Annotated in this window: 13 protein-coding genes and 1 pseudogene; 5 read left to right on the top strand and 9 right to left on the bottom strand. The window is 68.4% G+C overall.

The window, feature by feature from the left end; translation table 11 throughout:
* Positions 1-45: 45 nt before the first annotated feature.
* A complete protein-coding gene (locus tag VQ042_RS14505) occupies positions 46-528 on the top strand; it encodes a Dps family protein (RefSeq protein WP_331820476.1) in 483 nt (160 codons plus the stop codon).
* 113 nt (positions 529-641) lie between these two features.
* Here VQ042_RS14505 and VQ042_RS14500 read toward each other — a convergent pair whose 3' ends face one another.
* From VQ042_RS14500 to VQ042_RS14470, 7 genes and pseudogenes are all read right to left on the bottom strand, one after another.
* Positions 642-1004, bottom strand: a complete 363-nt coding sequence (locus tag VQ042_RS14500) for a DUF1289 domain-containing protein (protein ID WP_331820474.1) — start codon at positions 1002-1004, stop codon at positions 642-644.
* 72 nt (positions 1005-1076) lie between these two features.
* The gene (gene rirA / locus VQ042_RS14495) at positions 1077-1541 is read right to left on the bottom strand and encodes an iron-responsive transcriptional regulator RirA (protein ID WP_331820472.1); all 465 of its coding nucleotides are present in this window, start codon (positions 1539-1541) and stop codon (positions 1077-1079) included.
* 243 nt (positions 1542-1784) lie between these two features.
* Entirely contained in the window at positions 1785-5582 is a 3798-nt protein-coding gene (gene metH, locus VQ042_RS14490; RefSeq protein WP_331820470.1) for a methionine synthase, read from the bottom strand.
* A 733-nt stretch (positions 5583-6315) separates the two neighbouring features.
* A pseudogene (locus tag VQ042_RS14485) lies at positions 6316-6753 on the bottom strand (DoxX family protein); the annotation flags it as partial.
* Positions 6746-7540, bottom strand: coding sequence for a DNA-binding domain-containing protein (locus tag VQ042_RS14480; protein WP_331820468.1), 795 nt, complete (start codon positions 7538-7540; stop codon positions 6746-6748). The gene VQ042_RS14480 and the pseudogene VQ042_RS14485, both read right to left, overlap by 8 nt.
* Positions 7537-8442, bottom strand: a complete 906-nt coding sequence (gene bufB / locus VQ042_RS14475; protein WP_331820466.1) for an MNIO family bufferin maturase — start codon at positions 8440-8442, stop codon at positions 7537-7539. The genes VQ042_RS14480 and bufB overlap by 4 nt, the downstream gene beginning before the upstream one ends.
* Positions 8443-8527: 85 nt before the next feature.
* On the bottom strand, positions 8528-8824 hold the full coding sequence (locus VQ042_RS14470) for a BufA1 family periplasmic bufferin-type metallophore (RefSeq protein ID WP_331820464.1): 297 nt from the start codon (positions 8822-8824) through the stop codon (positions 8528-8530).
* A gap of 191 nt (positions 8825-9015) precedes the next feature.
* On the opposite strand from VQ042_RS14470, the gene VQ042_RS14465 reads away from it, so the two are divergent.
* The 3 genes from VQ042_RS14465 (at position 9016) to VQ042_RS14455 (ending at position 11311) form a co-directional block, all read left to right on the top strand.
* Positions 9016-9570: a sigma-70 family RNA polymerase sigma factor gene (locus VQ042_RS14465; protein ID WP_331820511.1), complete on the top strand. Its 555-nt coding sequence runs from the start codon at positions 9016-9018 to the stop codon at positions 9568-9570.
* Between the two features lie 3 nt (positions 9571-9573).
* Positions 9574-10209: an NrsF family protein gene (locus tag VQ042_RS14460; RefSeq protein WP_331820462.1), complete on the top strand. Its 636-nt coding sequence runs from the start codon at positions 9574-9576 to the stop codon at positions 10207-10209.
* Between the two features lie 124 nt (positions 10210-10333).
* Positions 10334-11311 carry a threo-3-hydroxy-L-aspartate ammonia-lyase gene (locus VQ042_RS14455; protein ID WP_331820460.1) on the top strand — a complete coding sequence of 326 codons (978 nt, stop codon included), beginning with the start codon at positions 10334-10336 and terminating at the stop codon, positions 11309-11311.
* A 52-nt stretch (positions 11312-11363) separates the two neighbouring features.
* Here the strand turns inward: VQ042_RS14455 and VQ042_RS14450 are convergent, their stop codons facing one another.
* Both VQ042_RS14450 and VQ042_RS14445 read right to left on the bottom strand, forming a co-directional pair.
* A complete protein-coding gene (locus VQ042_RS14450) occupies positions 11364-12020 on the bottom strand; it encodes a protein-L-isoaspartate(D-aspartate) O-methyltransferase (protein WP_331820458.1) in 657 nt (218 codons plus the stop codon).
* 92 nt (positions 12021-12112) lie between these two features.
* Positions 12113-13042, bottom strand: a complete 930-nt coding sequence (locus tag VQ042_RS14445) for an NADP-dependent oxidoreductase (protein WP_331820456.1) — start codon at positions 13040-13042, stop codon at positions 12113-12115.
* A gap of 196 nt (positions 13043-13238) precedes the next feature.
* Between VQ042_RS14445 and VQ042_RS14440 the strand changes: the two genes are divergently transcribed.
* Entirely contained in the window at positions 13239-14027 is a 789-nt protein-coding gene (locus tag VQ042_RS14440) for an HpcH/HpaI aldolase family protein (protein WP_331820454.1), read from the top strand.
* Positions 14028-14051 lie beyond the last annotated feature (24 nt).

Here is a 14051-nt window from a genome sequence, read left to right as displayed (position 1 = left end):
GTCTACATTAGAAACATTCTAAAACACCATTCAGGGACCTGAGCCATGGGACTAGTAGCAGCCAAGATCGAACCGACGGCAAAGGAAGAGATCGTCAACGGCCTCACCCAGTCGCTGGCCGAGACGGCGATCGCGACGCTGAAGGCCCAGAACTTCCACTGGAACGTGACCGGCATGTCCTTCGGCGCGCTGCATGCGCTGTTTCAGGAGATCTATGAGGATCACTTCGAGGGGCAGGACACGCTGGCCGAGCGCATCAAGACGTTCGACGCCCATGCCGAGGGTCGCTATTCGGTCTTTCTCGAGCGCAGCGCCATCGAGGAGCATGACGGCCGCACCGACGCCCGCACCATGGTCGAGGTCCTGATGCAGGACCAGGAGACCCTGTCCTCAACCCTGTCGGCACTCGCCGAGGTCGCCGACCAGCATGGCGACTTCGCCACCAACGATCTGGCGACGGCACGCATCGAGCAGCACGACAAGTTCGCCTGGATGCTCCGCGCCCACCTCAAGACGACGGCCGCCTGACACCGGCACGCCGGTCGCAAGAGCACCGTCCGACATCGAAAGGCCCGCCGGATCGTCTCCGGCGGGCCTTTCCCGTTCTGGGAACGCATGCGGCAATTGCCGCGCCGCCTGCGTCAAGCGGCGTCGTCTTCGCTCGGGATCGGACAGGGCACGCCCTCGCGCTCGCATTTGCGCCGGTAGGACATCACCCAGAAAGCCGGATTGCGCGCCGATTCCTGCAGGCGCGTGATCAGCGTCTCGATGAATTCGCGCTTCTGCGCGGCCCCGCCGGAGGACGGAAAGGCCTGCTTTTCCGCCTTGGTCATCGAACAGCCGACGCAGCGGCCCTGCCGCTTGTACTTGCAGATGTCGACGCAGGGGGACGGTGCAGAGGCCCAGGCGGCATCCGCGTCGTTCGTGGTGGTGCTGGTCATGAAGTGCGGGTCGCTGCTGGCGGAATAGGCGGGCGTCAGGCCGCCATATAGGTGCGCACGCACGCGACCGCCAAGCCCCGACGACGTTCCGGTCGTCGGTACAGCCAGCCTGTGCGTGGACGGCCGGAGCGACCGTCAGCTCGCCGCGGCGAGACCCTGCATCGGCTCCATCAGGCCGAGACGACGGCGCATGAAGGCCTTGTTGCCGAGAAGATCCTCGATCGTGTAGTGGCCCAGCGCCCCCAGGAAGGCATTCAGCGCCTCGCGCAGCGCCGAGTTCAGCTCGCAGCTGTTGACCAGCGGACAATCCACCGCCCCGGTCTCGAAACATTCCGCCAGGGCGAAATTCTCTTCGGTCACCTCGACCACGTTGCGCAGATTGATCGCCGATGCGGGCCGGGCCAGCCGGACGCCGCCGTTGCGACCGCGCACGGTCTCGATCATGCGGGCCTCGACCAGAGGCTGCAGGATCTTGAACAGGAACAGCTCGGATGCCGAATAGGCGGCCGCAATATCCTTGATGCGGCTCAGCTGCCCCCCGTTGGAGGCGCAATACATCAGAATCCGGATCGCGTAGTTCGTCTGGCGGGTCAGCCGCATCAAATCGTCCCTCGACCATGTCGCTGGTTAACATCCAGCGAACCCAATCTAGAACGATTCCAGCTTCATGAGAAGGGCACGCGCGCAGGTCCTCGAATCGAAATCGATCCTCGGCATGCACGATCCGTTGAAACCATCACGCAGGGGCGTCCGCTCACGCGCCCTGCGGACCACAAGCGAACGCCCGCCGCGATCCTTTCGCAGCGGGCGTCGCACACCCTGCCCTCCGATCCGGCCGGCCGCCTATTCGGCGGCTTCGGCCGGTGCCTCTTCGGCGGCCTTCGGAATGTAGTTGAGGATCGGCGCCAGCCAGCGTTCGACCTCGGCAAGCGCCATGCCCTTGCGCCGCGCATAATCCTCGACCTGATCGCGCTCGATCTTGGCGACGCCGAAATAATACGCCTCGGGGTGGCCGATATAGAGGCCCGACACCGACGAGCCCGGCCACATGGCATAGCTCTCGGTCAGGGTCACGCCGGTCGTGGCCTCCGCGTCGAGAAGCTCGAACAGCGTGGTCTTCTCGGTGTGGTCGGGCTGGGCCGGATAGCCCGGTGCCGGCCGGATCCCGGCATAGTCCTCGCTGATCAGTTCCTCGGGCGCGAAGGCCTCGTCCGGGGCATAGCCCCAGAACTCCCGGCGCACCCTCTCGTGCATGCGTTCGGCGAAGGCTTCGGCGAAGCGGTCGGCGAGTGCCTTGACCATGATCGAGGAGTAATCGTCGTTGGCCTTGGCGAAGCGGTTGGCGATCGCCTCCTCCTCGATGCCGGCTGTGACCACGAAGCCGCCGACATGATCGCCCTTGCCGCTGTCCTGCGGCGCCACGAAGTCGGCCAGCGCCACGTTCGGGCGGTCCCCGCGCTTGGTCAGCTGCTGGCGCAGCGTGTAGAACGTCGCCAGTTCCTCCTTGCGGTCCTCGCCGGTGTAGAGGCGGATGTCGTCACCCACCGAATTGGCCGGCCAGAAGCCGATCACGCCGCGCGGGCGGAACCACTTCTCGGCGATGATCTGCTTCAGCATCGCCTGGGCGTCGCTGAACAGCGCCCGGGCCGCCTCGCCCTGCTTCTCGTCCTCCAGGATACCCGGATAGCGGCCCTTCATCTCCCAGGTCTGGAAGAACGGCGTCCAGTCGATGTAGCGGGCGAGCTCCTCCAGGTCCCAGTCCTCGAAGACGCGGGTGCCGGTGATTGACGGCGTGACCGGCTCGTAGGCCGCCCAGTCGCAGACCTGCGCATTGGCACGGGCCTGGGCGAGCGGCAGCCGCTTTTTGTCGCGCTCGCCCTTGCGATGCGCCTCGGCGACCTTCTGGTAATCCGCCTTCACGCCCTCGACATAGCTGTCCCGCGTCTCCTGCGAGAGCAGGTGCGACACCACGCCGACGGCGCGCGACGCGTCGGTGACATAGACCGTCTGGCCCCGGTTGTAGCCGGGGTCGATCTTCACGGCGGTGTGCACCTTGCTGGTCGTCGCACCGCCGATGAGGAGCGGAATGTCGAAGCCCTCGCGCTCCATCTCCGCGGCGACATGCACCATCTCGTCGAGCGACGGCGTGATCAGGCCGGACAGGCCGATGACGTCGACCTTCTCCTTGCGCGCCGTCTCCAGGATCTTGGCGGCCGGCACCATCACCCCGAGATCGATGACCTCGTAATTGTTGCAGGCTAGGACCACGCCGACGATGTTCTTGCCGATGTCGTGGACGTCGCCCTTCACGGTCGCCATCAGCACCTTGCCGGCGTTGGAGCGCTCGTCGGTGCCGTTCAGCCGCTTCTCCTCCTCCATGTAGGGCAGGAGATGCGCCACCGCCTGCTTCATGACGCGGGCAGACTTGACCACCTGCGGCAGGAACATCTTGCCGGCGCCGAACAGGTCGCCGACGATGTTCATGCCGTCCATCAGCGGCCCCTCGATGACGTGCAGCGGCCTGTCCGCCTCGAGCCGCGCCTCTTCGGTGTCCTCGACGATGTACTCGGTGATGCCGTTCACCAGGGCATGGGCAATGCGGTCCTGGACGCTCTTCTCGCGCCAGGTCAGGTCCTTGGCCTTCGCCTCCTTGCCGCCGGCCCCGCGCCAGCGCTCGGCCAGTTCCAGCAGCCGCTCGGTCGGGTCCGCGCCGTCGGCGCGCTTGCGGTCGAGAACCACGTCCTCGCACGCCTCGCGCAGTTCCGGGTCGATCGACTCGTAGACCGCCAGCTGCCCGGCGTTGACGATGCCCATGTCCATGCCCGCCTGGATGGCGTGGTACAGGAACACCGCGTGCATGGCCTCGCGCACCGCCTCGTTGCCGCGGAACGAGAAGGACAGGTTGGACACGCCGCCCGAGATGTGCGCCCCGGGCAGGTTCTGGCGGATCTGGCGCGTTGCCTCGATGAAGGCGACGCCGTAGCCATTGTGCTCCTCGATGCCGGTGGCGATCGCGAAGACGTTCGGATCGAAGACGATGTCCTCCGGCGGGAAGCCCGCCTGCTCGGTCAGGAGCTTGTAGGCCCGGCTGCAGATCGAGACCTTGCGCTCCAGCGTGTCGGCCTGTCCCTGCTCGTCGAAGGCCATGACCACCACCGCGGCGCCGTAGCTGCGCACCAGCCGCGCCTGCGTCAGGAAGCTCTCCTCGCCCTCCTTCATGGAGATCGAGTTGACCAGCGCCTTGCCCTGCACGCATTTCAGCCCGGCCTCGATCACCTCGAACTTCGAGGAATCGATCATCACCGGCACCTTGGCGATGTCGGGCTCGGCCGCGATCAGGTTCAGGTAGTCGATCATCATCTGCTTGGAGTCGATCAACCCTTCGTCCATGTTGACGTCGATGATCTGGGCGCCGTTCTCGACCTGGCTGCGGGCCACGTCCAGGGCAGCCGGCAGGTCGTTCGCCTCGATCATCTTGCGGAAGCGGGCCGAGCCGGTGACGTTGGTCCGCTCGCCGACATTGACGAAGGGGATCTCCTTGGTCAGCGTGAACGGCTCGAGGCCCGACAGGCGCATCAGCGGCGCGATCGTCGGCACCTTGCGCGGCTTGTAGCGCGCGGCGGTCTCGGCCACGGCCTTGATGTGGTCCGGCGTCGAGCCGCAGCAGCCACCCAGCACGTTGACCAGCCCTTCCTTGCAGAAGATCTCGACCTCCTTGGCCATCTGCTCGGGGCTCTGGTCGTACTCGCCGAACTCGTTCGGCAGGCCGGCATTCGGATAGGCGCAGACGAAGGTGTCGGCGGCCGCCGAGATTTCCGCCAGATGGTCGCGCATCGCGCTTGCGCCGAGGGCGCAGTTCAGGCCGATGGTGAAGGGCCGGCCGTGCCGCACCGAATGCCAGAACGCCGTCGGCGTCTGGCCCGACAGCGTGCGGCCGGACAGGTCGGTGATCGTGCCCGAAATCATCAGCGGCAGCGTCACGCCCTTCTCCGCGAAGATCTCCTCGCAGGCGAAGATCGCCGCCTTGGCGTTCAGCGTGTCGAAGATCGTCTCGATCAGGATCAGGTCGGAGCCGCCGTCGATCAGGCCGCGCAGCTGCTCACCATAGGCGATGCGCAGGTCGTCGAAGGTGACGGCCCGGTAGCCGGGATTGTTGACGTCCGGCGAGATCGAGGCGGTCCGGTTCGTCGGTCCCAGCGCGCCGGCGACGAAGCGGCGCTTGCCGTCCTTCTCCTCGGCGCGGATGCAGGCCCGGCGGGCCAGCCGCGCGCCGTCGCGGTTCAGCTCGTAGACCTGGTCCTCCATCTGGTAATCGGCCTGGGCGATCGTCGTGGAGGAGAAGGTGTTGGTTTCCAGGATGTCCGCGCCGGCCATGGCATAGGCGTAGTGGATGTCCTCGATCGCCTGCGGCTGCGTCAGGTTGAGCAGGTCGTTGTTGCCCTGCAGGTGGCATTCGCAGGCGCCGAAGCGGTGCCCGCGGAATTCGTCCTCGCCGAGGCCGAGCAGCTGGATCTCGGTTCCCATGGCACCGTCGAGGACCAGGATGCGCTCGGCCACGGCCTTGCGCAGCGCCCGCGAGGCTTCTGCCGGCGAACGGCCTTCGGTCATCGCCCCGAAGAGCTTGTCGGACGTCTCTGTCATGGCTTCACCGTTTCCTTGTCGCTACGCGGCATCACATAAACATATCCTTATGTCAACATCTGCTGCAGCGTCGGTCCGTCGACGACACCCTTACACGATGCCCGCGACGGAGAGAATTCGGCCTGCCCCAGAGCATGACAATGGGACCTGCCGGCGCTCTCACCGTTCCGAGACCTCGCCACCGGTTCTCGGCGTCACTCTCCCCTCGCTCAAGCTTCACCGCAGAAGTGGCCCGCCTCTCAGCCGCGTCATCCTCGGATGCACCCCGAGAACCCATGCCAAACCGACCGAAATGCCGACGCGTGGACGAACGCGCCCGGATATATTGGCGAAGCCGCGGAATAGGCACGCGAATTTGCCCGAGGTCAGCCTTGCGCAAGCTTCATGGCGTACCCATCTGTGTGTAGTGCAGCGCGTCCCTGAGTTTTCAGGTCGATGTGCCCAGGGTCTTCAGCTGTTCGTCCGACCACGGATGTACTGGCGAGTCGAAGAGCGGGCCCGCACCTTTCTCCGCAAGGAGAACGCGGAGCCGCCGGGAGATGTCCCTGGCGGCTTTTTCGTGTTTGCTCTGCTTCATAGCCGCTCAGGCGGACGGCGCCGGGCGCGGCCTGGCGCGCCGTGCATCCGCCGGCAGGCACATGGGACGTTCCGACCTAGTGCCTCTCCGCATCGTCTGGCCGACGAGCGATCCCGATTGTCGGGTCGATGCGGCAGCGCTCTGGCTCCTGCCGAAGATCAGCGTGTCCAGCGCCAGCCGGCCGCCGCCGAAGGTCATCAACGTCAGCGCCATCGCCGCCCAGGGCAGGTGAAAGTTCGCCCAGCCGTCCGGCACGGTGATCTGGATGATTGCGGTCATCATCAGGAGCGCGAAGGCGGCAAGGCGCGTGCCGAGTCCCAGCACCAGGAGGACCGGCAGCACGATTTCGGCGATGCCCGCCAGATGTGCGCTCAGGATCGGCAGCGGATAGGCGAACTCGGCGCCGAGGATGTGCAGCCTGAACTCCTGGGTGAACAGGTAGCGCGCTCCCCCCGACAATTTCAGGAAACCGTCCCATTTGGTCAGTCCGGACCGGTAGAACGGCACCGCCAGGGCGATCCGCAGCGCCAGAAGCGGCAGGGCCGGCGGAACGGCGCCGAGTGCGGCCTCGGCGCGGGCCAGATAGTCACGCATCCTGTCTCTCCCTGTCGCAAAAGCCGGTGACGGCCCCCAGTTCGACCAGCGCGATCAGCGCGCCGCCGAAGTCGAACGCCGCGTCGGCCGCGAAGGCCGCTCCGGCCGCATCCGCAAGGCTCTCGCCCTCCATGAGCGAAGTCACGAACGGCACGTCGCGCGGCGGCAGGACCGTTGACCGCACCGCTGCCTCAGGCCGCGTCACCAGCACCGCCTCGCTCGCCCAGCATGTGACCGGTCCCAGCGGCTCGACCTGATGGTTCGACCAGATCGTGCCGACCGGATGGGGCGAGCGGACCAGGTTCGTGGCGGGATGCAGCGCGGTCGCAGTGACCGCGAGGCGCGACGGATCGAGCCCGGCGACATCGCTCCGGCCCAGCGTCGTCGCCTCGGCGGCGTGATAGGCCTGCGACAGCGCCACCTCCAGCCGCGCGATGTCGGCGAGATAGGGCAGGCCACCGGCCGGCGCGAATCCCGCCACGAAATCCGGAAAGCCGTGGCCATAGGTCAGCATCACCGGAGACGCCGGCTTCACGGCGGCGACGAACGCCCGCGCCATGATCCGGAAGAACGCCTCTCCGACCAGCCGACGGACCACCGGAAACGCCGTTTCGAGCGCCTTGACCAGCCCGACATGGACATTGTTGCGATAGACCGCGAAGCGGCGGGCGTCGCGAGTGCCGCGATGGGTCGTCAGCCCCGGCGGCATCGGCGCATCCGCAACGCTCAGCGCGGCGATGAAGTCACCCGCGCTGGGCGCCGCCGCGGTGCCCGCCCCGGCGGTCATGCCGCCGACCGCACGCGCCGACGGGCCCGCTGCTCGTCGGCAAGGGCGCTTTCCACCCGCACCACCTCCTCCAGCAGCGTCGCGAAGGGCGGCACGTCGTTGTCCCATTCGACCAGCGTCGGCAGCGCTCCGCTACGACCGAGCACATGGCGGTAGAGCGCGAAGACGTCGGGCAGCACCGGGGCGTTGTGCGCGTCGATCAGCAGCCGGTCGCCGGCTTCGTCGATCGTCTCGTCATAGCCGGCAAGATGGATCTCCCCGACCCGCTCCAGCGGAAACCGGTCGACATAGGCGACCGGATCGAGGCCGTGATTGACCGCCGAGACCATGACGTTGTTGACGTCGAGCAGCAGGCCGCAGCCGGTGCGCTCGGAAACCGCGGTCAGGAAGTCGATCTCGTCGATGCAGGATTCGGCGAAGAGCAGGTAGGTCGAGGGGTTTTCCAGGAGCATGCGGACCCCGAGCGCGTCCTGCGTCTCGGCCACATGGGCGATCACCCGCTCCAGCGTTGCCGGCGTGTAGGGCAGCGGCAGCAGATCGTTGAAGAAGGCGCTCTCGTGGGTCGACCATGCCAGATGCTCGGAGAAGCTCGCCGGCCGGTAGCGTTCGATCAGCCTGCGCAGCCGGGCCAGATGCGCCCGGTCGAGCGCGCCCTCCCCGCCGATGGACAGGCCGACGCCGTGCAGCGACAGCGGATAGCGGGCGGCGATCGCTTCCAGATAGCGGTGCGGCGGCCCGCCGGCGCCCATGTAGTTCTCCGCATGCACCTCGAAGAAGCCGACTGCCGGCCCGGTCGCGAGGATCTCGCCGGCATGTTCGAGCTTCAGGCCGAGCCCGGCCGCGGCGGGCAGCGGCGATGCCGCAGTCGGGGCGGCGGCAAGGGCGGGATGGTTCTGCGACATGGGGCAATTCCCTCTGGCGAAACGGGCCTTGGCCGAAGCGGGAAGGCCCGGACGATCCGCCGGGCCTCCCTTGTCACGGTCGCGATCAGCTCGGCAGATCGCGCTCCAGCGGCTCGATCGAGCCCATCCGGTCGTCCGGCAGTTCCATCGTTTCGCAGGTGCCCGCCGGCACCGCCTTCCAGGCATTGCCCTGGTAGTCGACGCTGGACGTGCCGGCGCAGGTCGTGCCCGGGCCGGCGGCGCAGTCGTTCTGGCCGGCGAGCGCGACGCCGTAGCACTTCACCGTATCCGTCTCGTCCGCCGCCGAAGCAGGCAGCACCGAGGTCGTCAGGGCTGCGGCGAGCGAGCCGGCAAGCGCGAGGTTCAGAGAGCGACGGTCCATGAAATCATCCTCCTTCGAGACCTTTGGTCGGGCGACATTGTTGCCGGTCCCGCCTCCCCGTCTTCGCGGCCGCCGAGGGGTTCGTTACGCCGATCGCGCCATCACCATCATGTGAAACTCGCCATGCACCGCCGGCGGAAAAATTTGCCATGCTGCGAAACATCCTTGGCCCTGCGCGCGAAGAACCCGTCATGCAGCCTGCCTCGCCCGTCCGGCCCGGACGCCTGGAAACCCTTCTGACGTTGGCGAATGCCGGCGACGACGACGCTTATCGCGATTTCCTTCAGGAGGTCGCGGGTCTCCTGCGAGGCTTCGCCCGGGCGAAGGCGCCGGCCCGTGCCGGCGGCTACGATCCGGAGGATCTGGTCCAGGAGATCCTGATGGCGGTCCATCAGAAGCGACACACCTGGCGACAGGACGAGCCCGTCGCGCCCTGGCTGTTCGCCATCGCCCGCTACAAGGCGATCGATGCCTGGCGCCGCGAAGGCCGCCGCATCCATCTCGATATTGCCGATTTTTCCGACACGCTGGACGATCCCGATTCCATGCCCGATGCCAAAGCCCACGACATATCCCGCGCGCTTCTGACCCTTGCCGGTCGTCAGCGCGAGGTCGTCGCCTCCCTGTCCGTCCACGGCCGGTCGATCACCGAGACGGCCAGCCGGCTTGGAGTCACCGAGGGCGCCGTGCGGGTGGCCTTTCATCGCGGCCTCGCCGCGATCGCCGGCAGATTCGGACGGACCTGAGCCATGCAGACCGACACCCTCATCGACACGCTGGTGGCCGACAGCCGGCGCACCGCGCCCGAGACCGGCCCGTCCTGGCCGCTGCTCGCCACCATTGCGGCGTCGCTCGCCGGCCTGGTCTTCTTCACCGCCATCGGCGTGCGGCCGGATCTCGCCGGCGCCCTGCAGACGATCCGCTTCGATTTCAAGTTCGTGGTCACCGGGCTTCTCGCCGTCACAGCCTTCCTGGCGATGCGGACGCTGTCTCGTCCCGCAGCTTCGGCGCGCAGGCTGTGGTGGCTGGCGCTGCCGGCCGGCGTGATGTTCCTCGCCGTCCTTGCCGAGCTTGTCGCCCTGCCGCCAGATCTCTGGATGGCCTATCTCGTCGGCTCCAACGCCCTGATGTGTCTGACCGCGATCCCTTCCATGGGCGCTCCTGCGCTGCTCGTCTTTTTGTGGGCGCTGCACCGGCAGGCCCCGACCCGGCCGGCCATCGCCGGCGCGGTCGCGGGGCTGGCCGCGGCCGCCATCGCCGCTTTCTTCTATGCGGCGCACTGCACCGACGATTCGCCGCTCTTCGTCGCCGTCTGGTATCCGCTGGCCTCGCTGGTGCTGGTCGGCACCGGCGCGCTCCTCGGCCGACGCCTCCTGCGCTGGTAGCGTCAGCCTCAAGCCGCAATCCCTATCCGCCCCGCTCTCGGCAGGCTCTTTACAACGACGCGCGGCTGACGTTGAAGACGCGGCGTTGGCGCTGCCGCGCCGTTCCAGATGAAGGCGCTCGATCGTGTCACGCACACCCGCCGCCCCGCTCCCGACCTTCGCCGATGTCGCCACCGCACGGGCGCGGGTTGCCGGCATCGCCCACCGCACGCCGGTCATGACCTCGCGCTTTGCCGACGAACGCACCGGCGCGCGCCTGCATTTCAAATGCGAGAACCTGCAGCGCGCCGGGTCCTTCAAGTTCCGCGGCGCCTGCAATGCCATCGCCGCCCTGCCCAAGGACGCGCGCCGCCACGGCGTCATGGCCTTCTCCTCCGGCAACCACGCGCAGGCGATCGCGCTGGCCGCCCGTATCGAGAGCGTGCCGGCCACGATCCTGATGCCATCCGACGCCCCGGCCATGAAGGTCGCCGCAACCCGGGGCTACGGCGCCGAAATCATCACCTACGACCGCTACGCCGAGGACCGCGAAGCGCTGGCCAATGGCATCGCCGCGGAACGCGGCCTGACGCTGATCCCGCCCTACGACCATCGCGACATCATCGCCGGCCAGGGCACCGCGGCGGCCGAGCTCATCGAGGAAACCGGTCCGCTCGACATCCTGCTGGTTTGCCTCGGCGGCGGCGGCCTCCTCTCCGGCTCGGCCCTGGCCGCGGCCGGGATGTCGCCCGGCTGCCGCGTCATCGGCGTCGAGCCGGAAGCCGGCGACGACGGCCGCCAGTCCCTCGCCAGGGGTGAGATCGTGCGCATCCCGGTGCCGCGTTCCATCGCCGACGGCGCCCTCACCACCCATCTCGGCGACCTGACCTTTCCGATCATCCGCGACCGCGTCGATGCCATCGTCACCGTGCCCGACGCGGCGCTGGTGGACGCCATGCGCTTCTTCGCCGAACGCATGAAGACGGTGGTCGAGCCGACCGGCTGCCTGGCGGCGGCGGCCGCCTTCACCGGCGCAGTCGACTGTAAGGGCCTGCGCGTCGGCATCATCGTCAGTGGCGGCAATGTCGATGTCGCCATCTACGGGCGCATGCTCGCCAGCTAGGCCGCCACGCCAACCAAGCGGTGCGGCGCCGCTTCCCCGGCCTCTCGCCCCGTCAGCCGCCGCCCGACGCGTCCGGCCAGCCCTCGCGGCCAATCAGCGGCACGAAGGCGACCAGTTCGAGCAGCACGTCGTCGAATTCCATCGCCGAACGCCGCGTGATCCGGCGCAGTTCCTGCCGCTGGCGCGTCCGGCCGACCGGGATCACCAGCCGCCCGCCGATGGCCAGCTGTCGGCGCAGGCTGTCGGGTATCGCCGGCGCCGCAGCGGCCACCAGGATCGCGTCGAAGGGGGCGGCCTCCGCCAGCCCCAGGGTCCCGTCGCCGATTGTCACGGCGACATCGTAGCCGAGCGCCTTCAGCCGCGCGCGGGCCGCCTCGGCCAGGTCCGGGTCCCGCTCGATGGAGTGGACCGTCGCGCCCATGTCGGCCGCCATCGCCGCCGCATAGCCGGAGCCGGTGCCCACGTCGAGAACCCGGTCGCCGGGTGCAACCCTGGCCGCTTCCAGCATCAGGGCGACGATGGCGGGCTGCGAGATCGTCTGCCCACCGCCGATCGACAACGGCGAATCCGCATAGGCGGATGCCGCCAGCGCGTCCGGCACGAAGGCCTCGCGCGGCACCCGGCCCATGGCGTCGAGCACGCGGCGGTCCGAGATGCCGGCACGCACGAGCTGGTCCTCGACCATCCGGCGCCGCAAAGCTTCGCTCATCGGCTCTCTCCTTTTTCCCTCCCGTCGCGGCGCGGTTCTTTCACGTCGCGTGGCACATATCGGTTCCCGCGGCGAACATTGTCCCGAGCCTCTCAGGAAACCGGGCTGAGCACGATCTTCCCGCGCACATGGCCGGTCTCGATCCGCTGGTGCGCCGCCGGCAGGTCCGCGAACGCCATGGTCGCGATCTGCGGCGGGCACACCGCCCCGCTGGCCACGAGTTCGAGGATCCTCAGGAGATGCGCCCGGTCGCGGCCCACATGCGGCCGAACGATGCGGATGTCCTCCGGCGTCGCCATGTCCGCCGGCCCCGGCGCGATGTGCACGAGCAGGCCGCCGGGCTTCAGCACCTGGAGCGAGCGGCGATGCACCTCGCCGCCGATCGTGTCGAAGACCACGTCGCAGCCGCTCACCGCCGTCTCGAAGGCCGTCGTGGTGTAGTCGATGACCTGGTCCGCCCCGAGACCGCGCAGATAGTCGTGGTTCGCCGCGCTCGCGGTCGCGATCACCTCGGCGCCCACATGCCTGGCATATTGCACGGCAAAGCTGCCGACCCCGCCGGCCCCGCCATGGATGAGGATGCGCTGTCCGCCTGCCAGCTGTGCGACATCCTCCAGCGCGACCAGGGCGGTCAGCCCGGTTAGCGCCAGCGCCGCGGCGTCGACATGGGACAGCGTCTCGGGCTTGCGCGCGGCGAGCCCGGCGGCCAGGGCCACCTTGCCGGCGCAGGCGCCCTCGTGCCCCCGGTCGAGCACGCCGAACACCGCGTCGCCCACGTCGAGATCGGTGACGCCCTCGTCCCGCGCCGTCACCGTGCCGGAAAAGTCCCGGCCCAATGTCAGCGGAAAGCCGATCGCGTCGGCACCCGGCGAGCGGCCGGCCCGCAATTTGGCGTCCGCCGGGTTCACGCTCGCCGCCGCCACCGCGACCACCACGTCTCCCGGCCCCGGCACCGGATCGGGCACCTCGCGCAGGACGAGGCTGTCCGCTGGTCCGAATTGATCGATCTGCCAGGCCTGCATGGTCCATTCCCCTCGCTTGCGATGCCACCAAAGCTGGGGCGCCGGCACTGCCGCGCAAGCCGACGGCTCAGCTCCCGCGCCTTACCGGCCCGCCGTTCGCCGTCCGGGATCCCCACAAAACACCCGCGCGGGTGCTTTCACGCCGCGCAGTTCCCGCCTATCATTTCATCAGCAACACTGATGGATTGGACCAGGCATGACGCATCCCGCAGCACCCCGCGAGAACCGGTTGAAGACCCGCGTCGCGGCGGGCGAGAAATCCTTCGGCGTCTGGCTGCAGAGTGCCAATGCCACCACCGCGGAGATCGTCGGGCTCGTCGGGCTGGACTTCGTCATCATCGACCAGGAGCACGGTCCCGGTGACATCCAGTCGGCCATCGACATGATGCGCGCCCTCAACGGCACGCCGACCACCGCCATCATCCGCGTCCCGGCCGCCGATCCCGCCTATCTCAAGCGCATCGTCGATGCCGGCGCCGAAGCGGTGCTCGTGCCCATGGTCAATTCCGCCGCAGAGGCGAAGATGGTGGTCGATGCCTGCCTCTACACACCCTTCGGCCAGCGCGGCAACGCCGCCGCCGTGGTGCGCGGCTCCCGCTATGGCCTGCTTCCCGGCTATGTCGGCACGGCCCATGAGCGGCTCATGGTGATCCCCCAGATCGAGACGGTCGAGGCCGTCGCTCAAGCCGGCGCAATCGCGGCGGTGCCGGGCGTCGACATGGTCTTCATCGGCCCGGCCGACCTGTCCGGCAGCGCCGGCATGCCCGACCAGACCGGCGCCCCGGAGGTCGAGCGCCTGATCGCCGAGGCCGAGGCCGCCATCCGCAAGGCCGGCAAGCCACTGGCCACCGTCCCCCGCCAGGGCCGCGGCTGGCAGCAGCTCTTCGCCGACGGCTATGCCGCCGTCGCCTCGGGCAGCGACATCGCCTGGCTGCGCGACGCCGCCCTTGCCCAGGCCAGGGAATGGCGCGACTACGCCGGCTGACCCGGCACGCGCCCATCTCCCGGC

The organism is Aurantimonas sp. A2-1-M11, from assembly GCF_036549475.1.
Lineage (GTDB): Bacteria > Pseudomonadota > Alphaproteobacteria > Rhizobiales > Rhizobiaceae > Aurantimonas.
Note: the sequence above shows the minus strand (reverse complement) of the source record. Positions and strands in the feature narration are given on the sequence as shown.